This is a genomic window from Diaphorobacter sp. JS3051, from assembly GCF_015832135.1.
GTDB lineage: Bacteria > Pseudomonadota > Gammaproteobacteria > Burkholderiales > Burkholderiaceae_C > Diaphorobacter > Diaphorobacter nitroreducens.
In genome coordinates this window covers 3,914,473-3,933,994 of sequence record NZ_CP065406.1, presented here as the reverse complement: position 1 = coordinate 3,933,994, position 19,522 = coordinate 3,914,473, and the positions used below count along the sequence as shown (strand labels likewise).

The 19,522-nt window shown below is 62.0% G+C and carries 12 protein-coding genes, 1 tRNA gene and 5 pseudogenes; 7 read left to right on the top strand and 11 right to left on the bottom strand.

Annotated features, from left to right (window positions below):
* Positions 1–19 precede the first annotated feature (19 nt).
* Positions 20–1,000 (top strand): copper resistance protein B, encoded by a 981-nt coding sequence (locus I3K84_RS18700; protein ID WP_011804654.1) that lies wholly within the window; start codon positions 20–22, stop codon positions 998–1,000.
* A 3-nt stretch (positions 1,001–1,003) separates the two neighbouring features.
* On the opposite strand, the gene I3K84_RS18695 is transcribed toward I3K84_RS18700, so the two are convergent.
* Positions 1,004–2,122 (bottom strand): IS630 family transposase, encoded by a 1,119-nt coding sequence (locus I3K84_RS18695; protein ID WP_231403305.1) that lies wholly within the window; start codon positions 2,120–2,122, stop codon positions 1,004–1,006.
* A gap of 86 nt (positions 2,123–2,208) precedes the next feature.
* On the opposite strand from I3K84_RS18695, the pseudogene I3K84_RS18690 reads away from it, so the two are divergent.
* From I3K84_RS18690 to I3K84_RS18680, 3 genes and pseudogenes are all read left to right on the top strand, one after another.
* Positions 2,209–2,412 (top strand): annotated as a pseudogene (locus I3K84_RS18690) (copper-binding protein); the annotation flags it as partial.
* A complete protein-coding gene (locus tag I3K84_RS18685; RefSeq protein ID WP_011804653.1) occupies positions 2,409–5,528 on the top strand; it encodes an efflux RND transporter permease subunit in 3,120 nt (1,039 codons plus the stop codon). The pseudogene I3K84_RS18690 and the gene I3K84_RS18685, both read left to right, overlap by 4 nt.
* 208 nt (positions 5,529–5,736) lie before the next feature.
* Entirely contained in the window at positions 5,737–6,627 is an 891-nt protein-coding gene (locus I3K84_RS18680; protein WP_196995157.1) for a LysR family transcriptional regulator, read from the top strand.
* A gap of 31 nt (positions 6,628–6,658) precedes the next feature.
* On the opposite strand, the pseudogene I3K84_RS18675 reads toward I3K84_RS18680, so the two are convergent.
* From I3K84_RS18675 to I3K84_RS22355, 3 genes and pseudogenes are all read right to left on the bottom strand, one after another.
* Positions 6,659–6,814 (bottom strand): annotated as a pseudogene (locus tag I3K84_RS18675) (helix-turn-helix domain-containing protein); the annotation flags it as partial.
* Positions 6,815–6,853: 39 nt separating this feature from the next.
* On the bottom strand, positions 6,854–8,080 hold the full coding sequence (locus I3K84_RS18670; RefSeq protein ID WP_103738104.1) for an IS256 family transposase: 1,227 nt from the start codon (positions 8,078–8,080) through the stop codon (positions 6,854–6,856).
* Positions 8,081–8,148: 68 nt separating this feature from the next.
* Positions 8,149–8,292 (bottom strand): annotated as a pseudogene (locus I3K84_RS22355) (transcriptional regulator); the annotation flags it as partial.
* Positions 8,293–8,411: 119 nt separating this feature from the next.
* Here I3K84_RS22355 and I3K84_RS18665 point away from each other — a divergent pair.
* Positions 8,412–9,047: a LysR substrate-binding domain-containing protein gene (locus I3K84_RS18665; RefSeq protein WP_035624309.1), complete on the top strand. Its 636-nt coding sequence runs from the start codon at positions 8,412–8,414 to the stop codon at positions 9,045–9,047.
* Positions 9,048–9,071: 24 nt separating this feature from the next.
* On the opposite strand, the gene I3K84_RS18660 is transcribed toward I3K84_RS18665, so the two are convergent.
* On the bottom strand, positions 9,072–10,061 hold the full coding sequence (locus I3K84_RS18660; protein ID WP_009516242.1) for a GlxA family transcriptional regulator: 990 nt from the start codon (positions 10,059–10,061) through the stop codon (positions 9,072–9,074).
* A 132-nt stretch (positions 10,062–10,193) separates the two neighbouring features.
* Between I3K84_RS18660 and I3K84_RS18655 the strand changes: the two genes are divergently transcribed.
* Both I3K84_RS18655 and I3K84_RS22345 read left to right on the top strand, forming a co-directional pair.
* Entirely contained in the window at positions 10,194–11,312 is a 1,119-nt protein-coding gene (locus I3K84_RS18655; RefSeq protein WP_231403305.1) for an IS630 family transposase, read from the top strand.
* A 319-nt stretch (positions 11,313–11,631) separates the two neighbouring features.
* Positions 11,632–11,967 (top strand): isochorismatase family protein, encoded by a 336-nt coding sequence (locus I3K84_RS22345; RefSeq protein WP_231403488.1) that lies wholly within the window; start codon positions 11,632–11,634, stop codon positions 11,965–11,967.
* A gap of 63 nt (positions 11,968–12,030) precedes the next feature.
* Here I3K84_RS22345 and I3K84_RS18645 read toward each other — a convergent pair.
* The 6 genes and pseudogenes from I3K84_RS18645 to lon form a co-directional block, all read right to left on the bottom strand.
* Positions 12,031–12,834, bottom strand: a pseudogene (locus I3K84_RS18645) (integrase); the annotation flags it as partial.
* 153 nt (positions 12,835–12,987) lie between these two features.
* Positions 12,988–13,725 carry an IS21-like element helper ATPase IstB gene (gene istB / locus I3K84_RS18640; RefSeq protein WP_011805003.1) on the bottom strand — a complete coding sequence of 246 codons (738 nt, stop codon included), beginning with the start codon at positions 13,723–13,725 and terminating at the stop codon, positions 12,988–12,990.
* A 36-nt stretch (positions 13,726–13,761) separates the two neighbouring features.
* Positions 13,762–15,306, bottom strand: coding sequence for an IS21 family transposase (gene istA / locus I3K84_RS18635; RefSeq protein WP_196995156.1), 1,545 nt, complete (start codon positions 15,304–15,306; stop codon positions 13,762–13,764).
* A 181-nt stretch (positions 15,307–15,487) separates the two neighbouring features.
* Positions 15,488–16,636, bottom strand: a pseudogene (locus I3K84_RS18630) (tyrosine-type recombinase/integrase); the annotation flags it as partial.
* 227 nt (positions 16,637–16,863) lie between these two features.
* Positions 16,864–16,939, bottom strand: a tRNA-Gly gene (locus tag I3K84_RS18625).
* 97 nt (positions 16,940–17,036) lie between these two features.
* Positions 17,037–19,457 carry an endopeptidase La gene (lon, locus tag I3K84_RS18620; RefSeq protein WP_172206602.1) on the bottom strand — a complete coding sequence of 807 codons (2,421 nt, stop codon included), beginning with the start codon at positions 19,455–19,457 and terminating at the stop codon, positions 17,037–17,039.
* Positions 19,458–19,522: the final 65 nt, after the last annotated feature.

Here is a 19,522-nt window from a genome sequence, read left to right as displayed (position 1 = left end):
CGCACAAGGAAGACCAAGAATGTCCAAAGCACTCCCCACTCGCGCACTGGCCACGACGCTTCTGGCCCTGGTAAGCGTCGCCGCCCAGGCACAAGCACAGAACGACCATGCAGCGCACGGCCAGGCCGACGCTCAAACGGCCGCGCCATCCACTCAGACCGTGGCTCCTGCCGCCGACCCGCACGCGGGTCACGCGACGTCGGCGAGCGGCTCGACCGCGGCCCCGGCCATGGATCACGGCAACATGCAGATGCAGGGCGGGTCGGCGCCTCCTGACGCCCGCGATCCGCATGGCTACTCCAATGGCCTGACATTGGGATCGGGCGACTACGCCGTACCCGGTGTGCCGCGGCTGATGCTGGCCGACGAACACAGGTTCTTTTCGTTGCGCGGCGAAACTCTGGAACGCCGCTTCACGCGCAAAGGAGACGACTCCACGGCCTACGACCTCCAGGCGTGGTATGGGACGACCTACAACAAGGCCGTCGTGAAGGCCGAAGGCGATATCGCCAAAGGAAAGCTCGAAGAATCGCGTACCGAGCTTCTCTGGGGGCACGCCGTCGCACCGTACTGGGACACCCAGCTCGGCGTTCGGGTGGATAACGGGGAAGGCCCGAGCCGTCAATGGTTGGCTTTCGGCATCCAGGGCCTCGCCCCCTACTGGTTCGAGCTGGAGGCGACGGGCTACCTGGGAAGTGGTGGACGTACGGCGCTGCGTGTCGAAGGCAGCTACGAGCTGCTGCTGACCCAGCGACTGATTCTGGAGCCTCGCGCCGAGTTGCAGTTTTATGGCAAGGACGACCCGGAACGCGGTATCGGCAAGGGCCTGGCCGAAGCGTCTGCTGGCTTGCGCCTGCGCTATGAATTCAGTCGCCAGTTCGCCCCCTATATCGGCGTGGAACGGGCGGGCAGCTTCGGACGCACCGCGGACTATGTGCGTGCCGAAGGCGGCCGTGCGCAGCAGACGCGCTGGGTGGCTGGCGTGCGATTCTGGTTCTAGAACCTAGTGTAGTGTTGCATTCTGTTTGGAACTTAATCGGCTATTGGCGCGGATGACCTTTTGCAGGATGTCGCGAGCGTTCTTGGTCCAGATGAACGGCTTGGGGTTGGTGTTGTGATGCGCGATGTACTCATCGATGGCCGAGACGAGTTCGGGCACGCTGGTGAACACCCCGCGGCGTAGCCGGTTCTCGGAGATGTCGCGAAAGAAGCGCTCGACCATGTTCAGCCACGATGCCGAGGTCGGCGTGAAGTGCATGTTGAATCTGGGGTGCTTGGCCAGCCACTCCTGCACAGCTGGATGCTTGTGCGTGGCGTAGTTGTCGGCGATCAGATGCAGCGTCTTGTCCTTGGGCGTCTCCCGATTGATTTGACGCAGGAACTTCAGCCACTCGATGTGGGTGTGGCGCTGCTGGCACTGGCCGATGACCTGACCGTTGAGCACGTTGAGCGCAGCGAACAAGGTGGTTGTGCCGTTGCGCTTGTAGTCGTGCGTCATGGTGGCCGCGCGCCCCTTCTTGAGCGGCAGCCCGGGCTGCGTTCGGTCCAGCGCCTGCACCTGGCTCTTTTCGTCGCAGCACAGCACCAGCGCATGCTCGGGCGGCGACATGTAAAGCCCCACGATGTCTTCGAGCTTTTGCACGAACTGCGGATCGCGCGAGACCTTGAAGCCGCGCACGATGTGAGGCTTGAGACCGTGGGCCTGCCAATGGCGCATCACGGTGCTGGCGCTGACGCCCAACTCAGCGGCCATCGTGCGCGTGCTCCAGTGCGTGGCCGCCTCGGGCTTGGTCTGTGTGGTTAGCTTCACAAGCTTGGCCACATCCACCTTCACCGGCGGTGCGCCGCGCGGCAAGTCGCGCTCGATACCTTGCAGCCCCAATTGCAGGTAGCGTTCACGCCAGCGCGCCACCTGCACGCGCCCAATGCCAAGCTGCTCGGCAATATCCTTGTTTTGCAGCCCCTGCGCGGCCAGCAGCACGATCTGGGCGCGCTGGGCCAATCTGACGCTGGTGCGCTTGGAGCGCGCCAGCCGGCTCAGCTCGCTTTCCTCTTCATCCGTCAACACAATCGTCGGGGCAACTCGCAATTTTTCACTCCAATGCAAACCGTAGTAGAGCATTGGAGCGTGGTTGCTCAATTAAGTTTCATTAAGAATCAAACACTACACTAGCGGGTTTGAGGCGGGTCAGTTTTGCGTGGAAATTAACAATCGAGGAGATGTCGCCCACCGAGCTGACGCTGGCGCACGAGGCCGTGCCGGCCCTCCAATGGCCGGCCATGACCATGGGCTTCAAGCTGAGCAGCCCGCAGCTCGCCGCGGGTCTTTCGGTTCGGCAGCAGGTGCGATTCACCTTCTCCAAGCAAGGTGAGGACTACGTGATCACGGCCATCGAAAAGGTGCAGCCATGATCGCCAAGCTGATTCGATGGTCGGTGGCCAATCGCTTCCTGGTGCTGCTGGCCACCGCCATGCTCACGGCATGGGGCGTGTGGGGCGTTCGCAGCACGCCCGTGGATGCGCTGCCGGACTTGTCAGACGTGCAGGTCATCATTCGCACCAACTACCCAGGACAGGCGCCGCAGATCGTCGAGAACCAGGTCACCTACCCGTTGGCCACCACCATGCTGTCGGTGCCAGGGGCCAAGACCGTGCGCGGCTTCTCGTTCTTTGGCGACTCGTTCGTCTATGTCTTGTTCGAGGACGGAACCGACCTGTACTGGGCCCGCTCACGGGTACTGGAATACCTGAACCAGGTCCAGGGCCGATTGCCCGCCACGGCGAAGCCGGCCCTGGGTCCGGACGCCACAGGCGTCGGCTGGATCTTCCAGTACGCGCTCGTGGATCGCACGGGCAAGAACGATCTGGCGCAACTGCGTGCGTTGCAGGACTGGTTCCTGAAGTTCGAACTCAAGAGCCTGCCCAACGTGGCCGAGGTGGCATCGGTGGGGGGCATGGTCAAGCAGTACCAGGTCGTGCTCGACCCGATCAAGTTGGCGTCCTATGGCCTCAGTCAGGCTCAAGTCCGCGATGCCCTGATGGCGGCCAACCAGGAGACCGGCGGCTCCGTCCTGGAATTGTCAGGCGCGGAGTACATGGTCCGCGCGAGCGGATACCTCAAGACCCTGGACGAGTTCCGGGAGATCCCCTTGACGGCACGCGGCGGTGTGCCGGTGCGGCTGGGGGATGTGGCGATGCTCCAGATAGGCCCGGAGATGCGGCGTGGCATTGCGGAACTCGACGGAGAAGGCGAGGTCGCCGGCGGCGTGGTGGTGCTGCGCTCCGGCAAGAATGCCCAGGAGACGATCGCTGCCGTCAAGGCCAAGCTGGCGGAGCTGCAGGGCAGCCTGCCGCCGGGCGTCGAGATCGTCACCACCTACGACCGCAGCGCGCTGATCGAGCGGGCCATTCGCAATCTCACGACCAAGCTGGGCGAAGAGTTTCTGGTGGTGGCGCTGGTCTGCGCACTGTTCCTTTGGCATCTTCGTTCTGCGCTGGTGGCCATCATCTCGCTACCTCTGGGCGTGATGACGGCGTTCCTGGTCATGCGCTACCAGGGCATCAACGCCAACATCATGTCGCTGGGGGGGATTGCCATCGCCGTGGGGGCGATGGTGGATGCAGCGGTGGTGATGATCGAGAACGCCCACAAGAAGCTGGAGGCTTGGCAGCACGCGCACCCGAATCAACGACTGCAGGGCAAGGAACGGTGGGACGTGATCACACAGGCCGCGGAGGAAGTCGGTCCTGCGCTCTTCTTCTCGCTGCTCATCATCACGCTCTCGTTCATCCCGGTCTTCACCCTAGAAGCGCAGGAAGGCCGGCTGTTCGGCCCGCTGGCATTCACCAAGACCTACGCGATGCCTGCGGCCGCAGGGCTGTCGGTGACGCTGATTCCCGTACTCATGGGCTACTGGATTCGCGGGCGTATCCCAGATGAGCAGAAGAACCCCATTACCCGCATCCTGATTGCAGCCTACCGGCCAGCACTGGAGTGGGTACTGCGCCGGCCCAAGGCGACGCTGCTGATCGCCGTGCTGGCCTTGGCGACCACGGCCTGGCCCTTGGCGCGGCTCGGCGGTGAGTTTCTGCCGAGGTTGGACGAAGGGGACCTGCTCTACATGCCCTCGGCCCTGCCGGGACTCTCGGCGCAGCGCGCCACGGAGTTGCTGCAGCTGAGCAACCGCATGATCAAGACCGTACCTGAAGTGGACAAGGTGTTCGGCAAGGCAGGACGGGCCGAAACTGCGACCGATCCGGCGCCCCTGGAGATGTTCGAGACCACGGTGAAGCTCAAGCCCAGGGAACAATGGCGTCCAGGCATGACGCCCGAGAAGCTCGTGGAAGAGCTGGATCGTGCCGTGAAGATCCCGGGCCTGTCCAATATATGGATTCCCCCTATCCGCAATCGCATCGATATGCTGGCTACCGGCATCAAGAGCCCGATCGGGGTGAAGGTGACTGGCAACGACCTGGGCGTGATCGATCGCATCGCTGCAGAGGTCGAGCAGGTCGCCAAGGGCATTCCCGGCGTGACGTCATCACTCGCGGAGCGCTTGACGGGCGGGCGCTACGTGGATGTTCAGATCGATCGCGTAGCCGCCGGTCGCTACGGCCTGAACATCGCCGATATCCAGGCGGTCATCGCCGGCGCGGTGGGTGGCGAAAACGTCTCGGAGACGGTCGAGGGGCTTGCCCGCTTTCCGATCAATCTGCGCTACGCGCGAGAATGGCGTGATTCACCACAACGGCTGGCAGAACTCCCCATCTTCACGCCGATGGGTCAGCAGATTACGTTGGGGACCGTGGCACGCATCGCGATCACCGATGGGCCGCCCATGCTCAAGAGCGAGAACGCACGGCCCTCCGGTTGGGTCTATGTCGATGTGCGCGGCCGTGATCTAGCCTCGGTGGCCAATGAACTGCGCGATGCCATCGGGCAGCAGGTCAAGCTGGAGCCGGGTGTGAGCATCACCTACTCCGGGCAGTTCGAATACATGGAGCGGGCCAATGCACGCCTGAAGGTTGTGGAGCCTGCCACCCTGTTGATCATCTTCGTTCTGTTGTACCTGACCTTCGCGCGTGTGGACGAAGCGGGCTTGATCATGGCGACTTTGCCCTTCGCGCTCACGGGGGGCATCTGGTTCCTGTACCTGCTGAATTACAACCTGTCCATCGCCACCGGCGTGGGATTCATCGCGCTGGCAGGTGTGGCGGCGGAGTTCGGCGTGGTGATGCTCATCTATCTGAAGCAGGCCTTGGCGGAACGTTGCCCCGATGGACGCGAACCGACGCGAGAAGAACTGCTCGATGCGATCCGGGAAGGGGCGGTGCTGCGCGTGCGCCCAAAAGCGATGACCGTTGCGGTCATCCTGGCGGGCCTGGTACCCATTGTTTGGAGCAGCGGCACGGGCTCTGAAGTCATGAGCCGCATAGCAGCCCCGATGCTCGGCGGGATGGTGACCGCACCGTTGCTGTCGCTGTTCGTGATTCCGGCTGCCTACCTGCTGATGCGTAAGCCACGCTAACGTTGCAACGCGGCAGGGCCTCACGACGAGGCCCTGCTGGACGCGAGGGATCAAGCCGCCCGCGCAGAAGCCGGGAGCATTTCTCTCTGGCAAGGACTTCCTATTGCATTGATCTTTACAAGAAAATAATCATCTGCTCATCACTCTGTCAGGGGTGACCTGAACAATGGTTAAGCAATTCATGCATTCAATCTTGGGGCACTGATCCATGGAATTGCGACACCTTCGTTGTTTTGTAGCCCTAGCAGAAGAGTTGCATTTCACCCGAGCGGCGGAGCGCCTGCATATCGAGCAACCCCCGCTGTCCCGAGCCATCAAGGAACTTGAGGATGAGTTAGGAGTGGTGCTCTTCGATCGAAATCGACGTGGAACTCTGCTGACCTCCGCGGGCGTCGCCTTTCTGCAGGACGTTCGCAGATTGTTTACCGTATTGGAACAAGCACGGGAGAACGTCAAAGCGGTAGCAGCGGGCTCACAAGGGAGCCTGCGCATCGCCGTATCCGACGGCGCGATTGATCCTCGGCTGTCGGCGTTCCTGGCCCATTGTCGCGAGGAAGAGCCGGAGATCGAGATTCGCCTGTCCGAAGTGCCCTTGGCCGAGCAAGTGCGAGGACTCCGATCAGGCGACTTCACCATCGGATTTGCGCACGCTGCCGATGTGGGCGAAGGCATCGTGGCCGAAACAATCTGGCAGGATCCATTGGTGGTCGCGATGCCTCCTAGGCACCCGCTGTTGTCGCACAAGAAGATTCCCCTGCACGAACTCGCCTGCCATCCTCTGGTGCTGTGCAACCCACAGGTATGCGAAGGCTACTGCCGTGAACTGGCCCGGCTCTTGCGGCCGCTGGAACGTGAACCCAACGTCGCTGAGCAGGTGTCTTCGCTCGACATGATGCTCACCTTGGTTGGCGCAGGCTATGGTGTCGGCTTCACAACCGCGGCCAGGATCGCAGTCAGCCAGCGTCCTGATGTCGTAGTCCGTCCCCTGGCCGTTGATTCGGCGGTGATCACCACCTATCTGCTTCGGCCCGATAGCGACGACTTGCCGGAGGCGCTGGAGCGATTTATCGTGCGCCTGCGCGAACACTCGGGTGACTGAGGGAAGGTGCTGCCCTTCGGAACGCTCGATCTCAGGCCTCGGTTGGATTGCGAAGATTGCTTTCCGTTGCCGCGATCAATTCGGCCGCACTGATCTTGAGCGCCATGGAAATTTTAAGTATGAGGGGGAGCGTGGGTACATGCTCGCCACGCTCGATCTTGCCCATGTGCGAGCGCGAAATGCCTGCCAGGGGCGTGTCCGAATTTTTGTGTAAACGGTTCGGACTTCAGTTGACGGAGATGCGGTCTCCGAACTGAATGGTAAAGCGGGTCAGCGCAGCCTTCCAATCCCGGATGGGCATGGTCCACTTCTGGCTGATGTTGCGCAGGGCCAGGTAGAACAGCTTGCTCAGCGCCTCATCGCTGGGGAATGAGCCCCGGTTCTTGGTCAGCTTCCTCAGGCCCATGTTCACCGACTCGATGGCGTTGGTGGTGTAGATGACCTTGCGGATTTCCGGCGGGTAGTCAAAGAACGGGATGAGTCGGCTCCAGTTCCTGCGCCAGGACTGGCCAATGGGCAGGTACTCGGCATCCCAGCGCTCCTCGAATTCCCCGAGCATCAGCTCGGCCTCCTCGGCGGTGGCGGCCGTGTAGATGCGGCGCAGGTCGGCAGCCACCTCTTTGCGGCGCTTCCATGAGACGTAGTTCAGGCTGTGGCGCACCATGTGAACGATGCATAGTTGCACCACCGCCTTGGGAAAGACGGCCTCAATGGCGTCAGGGAAGCCCTTGAGCCCATCGACGCAGGCGATGAAGATGTCCTGCACGCCCCGGTTGCGCAACTCGGTGACCACCTGCAGCCAGAACTTGGCGCCCTCGGTCTGGGCCAGCCACAGGCCCAGCACCTCCTTGTCGCCCGTCATGGTGATGCCGATGGCCAGGTACACCGCCTTGACCCGCACCGCGCCCTCGCGCACCTTCACATGGATGCAGTCCAGATAGACGATGGGATAAATCGGCTCCAGCGGTCGGGCCTGCCAGGCCTTGACCTCGTCGGCCACGGCATCTGTCACCGAGGAAATCAGGCTGGGTGAGACCTCGGTGCCGTACATCTCTTCGAGGTGGGCCTGTATCTCGCGCACCGTCATGCCACGGGCGTACAGCGAGATGATTTTGTCGTCGAAGCCGGCCCAGCGGGTCTGGTGCTTGGGGATGAGCTGAGGCTCGAAGCTGCCATGGCGGTCGCGTGGCACTTCGATGGGCAATTCGCCGAACTCGCCCTTGAGGGTCTTCTTGCTCTTGCCGTTGCGGGTGTTGCCAGCGGGGTTGGCCACCGCCTCGTTGCGTTCATGGCCCAGGTGCTCAGTCAGCTCAGCGTCCAGGGCTCGCTCGACCAGCAGCTTGGTAAGTTGCTTGAGCAGACCGTTCTCGCCGATGAGGTCTTCGGGCTTCTTGTAGTTGGCCAGCAGGCCAGACAGCAGTTCTTCGGGTACGTCGTGTTTCTTGGTGTTCATTGTGCTTACGGACAGGCCGGCTTACGCCGGCGGTGGATTGTCCGTTTACACAAAATTCTGCACACCCTCCCTGCCAGGGCTGCGAACTCGTCTTGAGCGATTGCTTGAGCGACACGCGCTGCGCGTACGGCCTGCCCAAACGCCATTGCTGGAGCGGACTCATACGTAGATGTGCCAGCGGGACGACCTGGCTGAATAGTGGGCTTCTGCATCAGCAGAAGCGTCGAATAATCCGCAAAAATTAACCACGTTAAAGTTATAGACGTTAAACTTCACTCTATTAATTCATGTTGGCTGAACCTGATCTGCTTTTTCGCTTTTATAGGCTCACATGCCCACCGTCATCAGCCAACCTCCCCATCTCAGGCTTGCGATAGCGCCAGGCGTAACGTCATCGAGGCTTTCGGACCTGCTTGCGCTCCAACGCGCCGAAGAGCCAGAGGTCACCATAGCGCTCCTTGAGGTCAGAGGTGACGAGATTCTTGCGGGACTGAAGGATGGCCATTACGACGCAGCGATGTCGCTTCAAGGAGCGACCGATTCGGCTCTCCATACACAACCCTTGTGGATCGAGCACATGGCAGTTGCTATGCCGTTGCGATCCTCTTTGATGGATCACGCCAAGCTCGCGATCGCCGATTTGCTGGATCACCCTGTCTTCCGCTGGCAGGCAGAGAGTTGCCCTTTGCTGGATCAGCGGTTGTCTTCACTTCCTGCGGTGAGGCAGCAGAGCACGCAGTACGTGGCTTCCTTCGAGATGCTGGCGCTCAAGGTCGCCGCAGGCTATGGCGTGGGAATCTCTACGCAATCGCGCATCGAGCGCGCTCACGGATGGGGACTCAGTATGCGATCGCTCGCCGACGGCCCCTACGAGGTCGTGACGTACCTCCAGCGGCCCTACGTACAAGCCACTCCGGCGACCGAGCGGTTCGAGCGCAGAGCGCTGCAGGTTGCAGTTACGATCTGATAGTGACAGGCGAGGCGGGCGCGATCAGCACACTGTCCTGAACCGGCTGCGGTACTCGGCCGGCGTGGTGCCCAGGGTCCTGCGGAATGCGCGGTTGAGCGCGTCAGTGGTATTGAAGCCGCAGGTTGTGGCAATCCGTTCAAGCGGTTCGTCGGTGGTTTCCAACCGATTGCGCGCCATCTCCACGCGCACCGATTCAATGTAAGCGGCCGGCGTCATGTTCAATTCCGTCTTGAAGATGCGGGTCAGTTGCCGATCGCTTACATGTGCCTGTTCGGCCAGTTCCGCGATGCTCATGGGCTTACCGATGCAGCGCATGATGTAGTGGCGCAGCGCATCCATGCGCCGGGTCTTGGACGCCGGTTCCAGCGAGGCACTGAATTGGCTTTGCCCACTCGGGCGCTTTAGGAACATCACCAGTTGGCGCGCCACGCGCAGCGCCAACCGCTCGCCGAAGTCATCGGCGACCAAAGCCAACGCCAGGTCCAGACAGGCGGTCAGGCCGGCGCCGGTCCAGACATCACGGTCGCGGATGAAGATCGGGTCGGCATCCACCTTGACCTCCGGGTGCTCGTCAGCGAGTTGTTGCGCGGTGGACCAATGTGTGGTGACACGACGGCCTTCGAGCAGGCCTGCCGCAGCCAGGACATGCGCGCCCACGCACACGGACGCGAGGCGTCGGGTATGGCCTGCAAGCGCCCTCACAGATACCACCACCGAAGGCGCTACGACGGCGCGCACGCGTCGCTGCGCATCGACCTCGACCGCGCCCGGCACCACGAGGGTGTCGATCCTACGGGGGGCGAGGTCGGCGAATGTCGTATCGGGCAGTACACGCACACCGGCCGAAGTCATGACGGGCGCAAGCGTCGCAGCCGCCAACACCACCTCGTAGCCCGTCGGCTCGTCCATCTCGCGCTGAAGAAGTGAGAACACCTCGGCCGGACCGGTCACGTCCAGCAGATAGACGTGCTCGAACAGCACCATGACGATGAGGCGCTTGATGTTTGCCATGCTGCAAGCTCCGTGGGTGCCCGCGCACCGCAATGTCTGAATCTACATGTTAGATGACATTGCCGACATTCCGCTGCGCTTCTAGTGTAGTGTTTGATTCTTAATGAAACTTAATTGAGCAACCACGCTCCAATGCTCTACTACGGTTTGCATTGGAGTGAAAAATTGCGAGTTGCCCCGACGATTGTGTTGACGGATGAAGAGGAAAGCGAGCTGAGCCGGCTGGCGCGCTCCAAGCGCACCAGCGTCAGATTGGCCCAGCGCGCCCAGATCGTGCTGCTGGCCGCGCAGGGGCTGCAAAACAAGGATATTGCCGAGCAGCTTGGCATTGGGCGCGTGCAGGTGGCGCGCTGGCGTGAACGCTACCTGCAATTGGGGCTGCAAGGTATCGAGCGCGACTTGCCGCGCGGCGCACCGCCGGTGAAGGTGGATGTGGCCAAGCTTGTGAAGCTAACCACACAGACCAAGCCCGAGGCGGCCACGCACTGGAGCACGCGCACGATGGCCGCTGAGTTGGGCGTCAGCGCCAGCACCGTGATGCGCCATTGGCAGGCCCACGGTCTCAAGCCTCACATCGTGCGCGGCTTCAAGGTCTCGCGCGATCCGCAGTTCGTGCAAAAGCTCGAAGACATCGTGGGGCTTTACATGTCGCCGCCCGAGCATGCGCTGGTGCTGTGCTGCGACGAAAAGAGCCAGGTGCAGGCGCTGGACCGAACGCAGCCCGGGCTGCCGCTCAAGAAGGGGCGCGCGGCCACCATGACGCACGACTACAAGCGCAACGGCACAACCACCTTGTTCGCTGCGCTCAACGTGCTCAACGGTCAGGTCATCGGCCAGTGCCAGCAGCGCCACACCCACATCGAGTGGCTGAAGTTCCTGCGTCAAATCAATCGGGAGACGCCCAAGGACAAGACGCTGCATCTGATCGCCGACAACTACGCCACGCACAAGCATCCAGCTGTGCAGGAGTGGCTGGCCAAGCACCCCAGATTCAACATGCACTTCACGCCGACCTCGGCATCGTGGCTGAACATGGTCGAGCGCTTCTTTCGCGACATCTCCGAGAACCGGCTACGCCGCGGGGTGTTCACCAGCGTGCCCGAACTCGTCTCGGCCATCGATGAGTACATCGCGCATCACAACACCAACCCCAAGCCGTTCATCTGGACCAAGAACGCTCGCGACATCCTGCAAAAGGTCATCCGCGCCAATAGCCGATTAAGTTCCAAACAGAATGCAACACTACACTAGCATGACGAGGCGGTCATTTCTGATGGCCGGATCCTCCATTTCCCATTCAAGGAAGTACAACCATGAACTCCTCGACCACGCTGCGCCAGCTCAACGGACTGGACCCCACACCGGCCACGTTAGACGGTGCCACCTTGATCCTCGTGGACTACCAGAACACCTACACGCGCGGCGTCATGGAACTGGCCGGCTGGCAGCCGGCGCTGGCTTCGGCATCTGAACTGTTGACCCGGGCGCGCGCCGCCGGCACCAACAGCATCCATGTCGTTCACGATGGTGGAGAGGGCTCGCCCTACGACCTCGCCGCCAAGATCGGCAGATTCATCCCGCCGTCGCGCCGCTGTCCAACGAGCCCGTGGTCGTCAAGACGGCGCCCAATGCATTCGTCGGCACCGATTTGGGCGAGCGCGTTGAGGCGGCCGGTAACAAACAGGTCATCGTCATGGGATTAATGACTCACATGTGCGTGACGTTCACCGCCGAGGGTGCGTTTCTACGCGGCAACCAGCCCACCATGGTGGCCGATGCATGCGCGACGCGGCCCATCCGAAGGGGCGTGGTGAATGTGTCGGCCGAGGTGCTGCATGAGGGCGCGTTGGCGACGATTGCCGATCTGTACGCCGTCGTGGTGCGCTCGGGCACATCGTTGCAATAAGGCGAAATGCAGTGGTCAGCGACAGGAATGGTGCCGCTGGCCACGGTACCGTCGAACCTCGGATTACGCCGTCTCAAGCATCGCAGCGCTGTCCACCAGCCGACGAACGCTCTGCTGGACGTCCTCGGGGATGAGCCTCGGCGGCAAGCCAGCCTCAGACGCACCTGTCTGCTGGTGGGTGGCCGCGATGACCCGGACGACCATGCCCAGATTGCTTGGCGTCACGATGTCGATGGCGGCACGATCACCCAGGTCCGGATGTGGCCGGGTGAGCATGCGATACAGATCCCACGAGTCCGCCCGCGGACATTGATTCATGAGCACCTGAGCCAGCTTGTGCTTGAGCGGCACCAGTTGCCAGTCGGGAACCCGCTGCCCCCGATTGCCCAGGCTGATGGACAGTAGCTTGCCGGCTTTCAGCTCCCGGTTGATCTGGTCCTTGGACTTTCCGGCCAGCTTGCCGAACAGCGGCACCGGCAGATTGTTCGGCGACTCGTACATGGCCAGCATTTCCTCGCGCTCCCGCTGGATTGCGGAGACTTCCGGCTCCGGAGCATGCGTCGGCGGTGGCGGCACCTGCGACAGCCGCTGGAACGTGATCTCGCCACTGTTCGGGGTCACGACGATGGGCGTGGCCACCATCGGCGGGACGCCAGGGGAAGCGGGCTCGGCCACCATGGGGACCGCGTCCACCACGTCCTCAGTTTCCGCCATCGCCGGCACCCCGTCGATACGCATCGTCAGATGCGCGCTGGCCGCTTCCACTTGGCCCTGTTCGAGCAGATCGAGACGATCCGCCCAGTCCTGCATCATCCGGCGGCGCGGCTCAACATACTTGGCGTGGTTGTAGGCCGAACTCACCTTGTTTGCGCATTCCACTGATGGCGGACAGTGATTCCATTCCCATCGCGGACAGCGTTCCAGGCGATGGCGGACACGTTGCGCGGGTGTCCTGAGTGACGCTCAAATCGTAGCCGAAGTGTCCGCCATCAGCGTGGAATGGCGGTCGGCGCGGCCGGCTCAGACGGCCTTGGTGAGCTTTCTCATCGACTCGCCCTTGAGGGCTATCTTGTGTGAGCCGTGCACGATGCGGTCCAGGATGGCGTCGGCCAGCGTGGGCTCGTCCAGCCAGGCGTGCCAGGCCGTTACTGGCAACTGGCTGGTGATGAGCGTCGAGCGAGTACCCACCCGGTCGTCCAGCAACTCCAGCAGGTCGTTTCGCTCGTGCGCGGCAATCGGCGCGATGCCGAAGTCGTCCAGGATGAGCAGGTCCAGCCGCGCCAGTTGCGCCAGCCGTTTGCCCAGGCTGCCATCGCCGTGGGCTACGTGCAGCTCCTGCAGCAGCCGTGGCGCGCGGGTGTAGAGCACCGAGAAGCCCAGGCGTGCGGCCTGCTGCCCCAGTGCGCAGGCAAGCCACGTCTTGCCGCACCCGGTGGCGCCGGTCAGCAGCACGTTGTGGCCATGGCGCAGCCAGTCCCCGCCGGCCAGGCTGGTGATGACCTCTCGGCTCAGGCCCCGGCTGGCGCGCCAGTCGATGTCCTCCAGGCAGGCACTGGAGACCTTCAGGCGGGCCGCCTTCAACAGGCGCTCCAGGCGCTTGCTGTCACGCCAGTCCACCTCGCGCTGCACCAGCAGCGCCAGGCGTTGTTCAAAGGGCAGCTCGCTGGCCGTGATGTGGGTGGCCGCGTCGCTGAGGGCGGCCACCATGCCGTCCAGGCGCAGGGCGCGCAGTTGGTTCAAGGTCTGTTCGTTGAGCATGGTTCTTCCTTGTTAGGTTTGCTTGCACGTTGGAGTTCAGTGGTAGTAGCCCGGCCCGCGCACGTTCTCGTGCAGCGGCAGGCTCGCCTGCACGGCCATCGGTGCATCCAGCGGCCGCTGGTCCAGGCCGCAGCCCAGGATGGAGGCGATGCTCTTGTAGGACGGTGAGCGAATCGACTGCGCCCGCGCACAGGCGGCCTCCAGCCGGTCAGCCCCGTACTCACGGCCCAGGCGCATGAGGCCCAGACAGGAGCGGTAACCCTGCTCGGGATGCTGGCGGTGCTCCATCTGCCAGCGCACCACGGCGGCGGTGGCCGCGCCCACGCGCTCACCCCAGGCGATGAGCTTGGCCGGCGTCCACTGCAGGTGCGCCCGGTGCGAGGCCGGCATGTGCTCGGGCGTGGTGGTGTGTGCACCCCGTCGGGGATTGAGGGCGTGGGCGGCCACACGCTTGCCGCCATGCAGGACTTCGAGCGTGCCGGCCGTGATGCGCAACTCCACCGGCTCACCCACCAGGGCGTGGGGCACCGAGTAGTAGTGGCCATCGAGCTCAACGTGGTAATCGATGTTGACGCGGGCGGGTTTGAAGCGCGCGATGGGCATGCGCACCGGCGGCAGGGGGCGCAGGGCTGGCCGGTCGAGTTCGGCGAAGGCGCTGGTGCGGTTGCCCGGCAGCTTCTTGAACGCGCGCTGGTTCAAGTCCACCAGCAAGGCGGCAATCGCCCGGTTGAGCTCGGCCAGGCTGAAGAAGGTCTGGTGGCGCAGCCTGGCCAGAATCCAGCGCTCGACCACCTGCACAGCGACCTCCACCTTGGGTTTGTCGCGTGGCTTGGCCGGGCGCGCGGGCATCACGGCCAGGCTGTAGTGCGCACAGAGCTCTTCGAGCAGGCGGTGCGCGGTGGGCTCGTAACGGTCGGGTCGGGCCATGAGGGCGCGCGGCTGGTCAGGCACCAGCAGGCGGGGCACGCCGCCGATGAACTCCAGCGCGCTAATGATGCTGGCCACCCAGTCGGTGGCCTTCTGGCTGGCGGTGGCGCAGGCGTAGGTGTAGTTCGATGCGCCCAGCACGGCCACGAAGACCTGGGCCTGGCGTATCTCGCCAGTGTCGGCATCCACCACGGGAACGGTCTGGCCGGCGTAGTCCACAAAGAGCTTGTCACCGCCCGTGTGGGTCTGGCGCATGGAGCGCTGCAGGCGCCGGGCCCAGGCCTTGTACTTCTCGCAGAAGGCGCTGTACTTGTACGCCTGCCCGCTGTGCTGTTGCTGGTATTCCTCCCAAAGCAACTGCAGCGTCACGCCAGGTCGGCGCAGTTCGCGGTGGATGTGGGCGTGGTCGGGTTCAAGGTGCCGGGACTCGCGCGCCACGGGTGGCTTGTAGAGCCGGGCCTGGAGTTCGTCGTCGTTCAGGCTCTGGGCCAGTGCCCAGTCCACGCCGGCCACGCGCGCGTAGCTGGCTATCTCGCTGACAGTGGATTTGGAGATGCCGAGGGCGGCACCGATTTGACGGGTGCTCAAGGCCCCGCGGTGCAGCAGTTGCAGTGTGTGTCGTAGTTTGCTCATGGTGACCCTGGGTGTGGGCATCGCTGGTTCCGGTCAAAAAACCGGGCAGCGTATGCCGCGTTCGGGTCACTCAGAACACCCCGCAGGTGTCCGCCATCAGTTTGGAATGCTGTCCGCCTTCAGCGTGGAACACTGTCCGCCATCACGCTGGAACACTGTCCGCCATCAGCATGGAATCGTGTCCGCCATCGCGTGGAATACGCACCTTGTTCGGGTCCGAGTGCGAAAGCTGCGCGTCCACCCAAATCTTGGGATAGCCGATCTCGTTGAGCGCCGTCGAGATGGTTCCGCGGATGCCGTGACCGGTCAGTTGATCCTTGTAGCCCATTCGTTTCAAGGCCGCGTTGAGGGTGTTCTCGCTGATGCGCTTCTTGAGTTCGCTGCGGTGCGTGAGCAGATGGACCTGAGCCGGCCTCATCACACCCAACAGGTAGCGCACGATCTCGATGGCCTGCACGGACAACGGCACGATGTAGGGCGGAACGTCCTGCGGGCGCTTGCCGGCCTTGCGCATCTCGTCCTGGAGTTGCTTGACGATCTGCGGCGGGATGATCCACAGGCCACGGTCGAGATCGAACTGGTCCGGGGTCGCCAGCCGCAGCTCGCCGGTACGCACGCCGGTCAGGAACAGCAGCCGGATGCCGAGTTGGGTCTGCCAACCACGAGGGTTGTAGAGCCTGAGCTTGTGCAGGAACTCGGGAAGCTCCGGAAGATGCAGGTAGGGGTTGTGGTTCACCGGGGGCTTGGGCTCGGCCACCACGTCCAGGTCGGAGGCCGGATTGGCTTCCAGCCCCTCCACGATGACGAGGGCATAGCGGAACAACTGCCCCAGCCAGGTGCGGACCTTCTCGGCAGTGGTGAACGCCTTGCGCTCCTCGATCCTCGCCAGGACGCCCAGGAGTTGGGGCCGGCGAATGTCGTAGATCGACATCTGCTTGAGGCTAGGCAGCACGTCCTTGTTGAAGATCCGCAGGATCTGCGACAGCGTGCTGTTCCTGCCCTCCTTGATTTCCTTGCGGCGATGCTCGACCCACGCATCGAAGACGGCCTTGAAGGTGTAGTCGGCCGCAAGCTTGACCGCGTGTCGCTTCTGTTTCCGATCGGTATGGGGGTTGACGCCCTTTGCCAGAAGCGCCCGGGCTTCGTCGCGCAAGGTGCGCGCTTCGCGCAAACCGATCTCGGGGTAGTTCCCCAGGGAGATGCGCTTTTGCTTGCCGAGCCAGTAATAGCGCAAATGCCACGACTTGCCGCCGGTGCGGGCGACCACCAGGCCGAGGCCATCGGTGTCGGGGATGCTGTAGGTTTTCTCGGCGGCCTTGGCTTGCCGCACGGTCAGATCAGAGAGTGTCATCATCAAGCTCCTAAGTCTTGGACTTAGGCCCGATGCTGCTTGTCATCCCGATCCAACCCCAGCAACAACCCGGAACCGGCACGACCCGCATTCTTTGGCCTTGTTTTTGGCCTCAAAAATGGTGGCTGTCAGTGGACTTCCGTGGCTTTCGCTGGAATGAAAAAAGGAGCCGAAGCTCCTCTTTTCAATGACTTACAGACGTCAGTGGAAGTCTGTAGATCATAAATTGGAGCGGGAAATCGGTCTCGAACCGACGACCTCAACCTTGGCAAGGTTGCGCTCTACCAACTGAGCTATTCCCGCATTTATCTAAGCCTCACACTGTAGCATGTTTAGCGTCGACAAGTGAAATTATAGAGTACTTTTCGCGGGCTCCAAGAATAGTGCAAAGTTTTTTCCATCAATGTTTCACGGAGCCCCGTGACACATCGGCGGGTGCAGGCACCGTCACGGTTTGGGCACCGTCGTCCTCTGCCAATGCAACAGGCTTGCGCTCGAGTGCTATCTCCAGCACCTTGTCGATCCACTTCACAGCAATGATCTCCAGCCCCATCTTGACGTTGTCTGGAATTTCCTGGAGGTCTTTTACGTTTTCTTCAGGAATCAACACCGTCTTGATCCCTCCACGCAATGCCGCCAAAAGTTTCTCCTTGAGCCCACCAATTGCTGTGACCTCTCCGCGCAATGTGATCTCCCCCGTCATCGCAACATCTGCGCGGACCGGTATTCCGGTCAGCGCAGAAACGATCGCCGTCGTCATCGCAATGCCGGCGCTAGGACCATCTTTAGGGGTCGCACCATCGGGCACGTGGATATGAAGATCTCGCTTCTCGAACGCCTCATCGCGAATACCAAGTAAGCGCGCACGGCTACGCACTACCGTGCGGGCCGCTTCGACCGACTCCTTCATGACATCGCCCAGCGATCCTGTGCGAAGGATGTTGCCTTTGCCGGGCATGGTCGCGACCTCGATCGTGAGCAGATCCCCGCCGACTTCGGTCCATGCCAGGCCAACCACTTGTCCCACTTGGTTCTGCTGTTCCGCGCGACCGTAGGTGTACTTGCGCACTCCCAAGTATTCAGGCAAGTTGTCCGCCGACACCTCCACGGGGGCCGTCAGCTTCTTGAGCTGGATTGCCTTGACCACTTTTCGGCAGATTTTGGAGAGTTCGCGCTCTAGGGAACGGACGCCCGCTTCACGCGTGTAGTAGCGCACGATGTCTCGTACGGCGGATTCCGTGACCTGCAACTCGGCATCTTTCACGCCGTTGTTTTGCATCTGCTTGGGGAGCAAATATTTGATGGCAATGTTGGTTTTTTCGTCCTCGGTATATCCGGAAAGACGTATCACCTCCATGCGATCAAGTAGCGCCGGCGGGATGTTCATCGAGTTCGAAGTCGCGACAAACATGACATCGGAAAGGTCGAAGTCGACCTCTACATAGTGGTCGCCGAACTTGTGGTTCTGCTCAGGATCGAGGACTTCCAATAACGCGCTCGAGGGGTCACCTCGAAAGTCCATGCCTAGTTTGTCAATTTCATCGAGCAGGAACAACGGATTGCGCGCCCCCACCTTGCCCAGGCTCTGCAACACCTTGCCTGGCATCGCCCCAATGTAGGTACGACGGTGACCCCGGATCTCTGCTTCGTCACGCATCCCCCCCAGCGCCATACGCACGTATTTGCGCCCCGTTGCCTTTGCAATGGACTGACCGAGCGAAGTCTTGCCCACACCCGGTGGGCCGACCAAGCACAGGATGGGCGCCTTCACCTTGTCCACCCGCTGCTGCACGGCGAGATATTCCAGGATCCGGTCTTTCACCTTTTCCAGGCCATAGTGGTCCTCGTTTAACACAGCCTCTGCATGGGCAAGATCGTGCTTGACCTTGGACTTCTTGCTCCAGGGCAGTCCCGTGAGCACATCAATGTAGTTGCGAACCACAGTGGCTTCGGCAGACATAGGAGACATGAGCTTGAGCTTTTTCAGCTCGCCTTCCGCCTTCTTGCGCGCTTCGACCGGCATGCGCGCGGCCTTGATCTTTTTCTCGATCTCCTCAAGATCCGCGCCTTCTTCGCCTTCGCCCAGTTCCTTCTGGATCGCCTTGACCTGTTCGTTGAGATAGAAGTCCCGCTGGTTTTTCTCCATCTGGCGCTTCACGCGACCGCGAATGCGCTTATCCACATTGAGGATATCCACTTCGCGGTCCAACTGCTCGAACAGATTCTCCAGACGCTGCTTGACGCCTGCCAAGTCGAGAACAACCTGCTTGTTCTCCAGCTTGAGCGGCAAGTGCGCGGCAATGGTGTCAGCCAGCCGCCCCGGATCGTCGATGGCCGAAATGGAAGTCAGAATCTCAGGGGGAATCTTCTTGTTCAGTTTGACGTACTGATCAAACTGCTGCATTACCGCCCGGCGTAGCGCTTCAATTTCACTCGAAGCGGCGTCCTCAGCGGATGCCTGCATGGGCTCAACCGTCGCCGTGAAGTGAACGTCCGATTCATGCACCATGCGAACGTGGGCGCGCTGCTGCCCCTCCACCAGCACCTTCACCGTGCCATCGGGAAGCTTCAGCATCTGCAGGATGGTGGATATGCAACCGACTTCGAACATATCCGAAACCTGCGGTTCATCCTTGGCGGCTGCTTTTTGCGCAACCAGCATGATTCGTCGATCGGCATCCATGGCGGCTTCCAGCGCCTTGATGCTCTTGGGACGCCCCACAAACAGGGGAATCACCATGTGAGGAAAGACCACCACATCGCGCAAAGGCAACAGTGGTAGATCCAGGGGCGTATCGGGCAGGGGTGTGTGTCCGGACATGGGGCAATCCTCTAGTAGTTCCATGGAATATGGTCCATGGACCACATTTTTCAACCCGGCAGCAT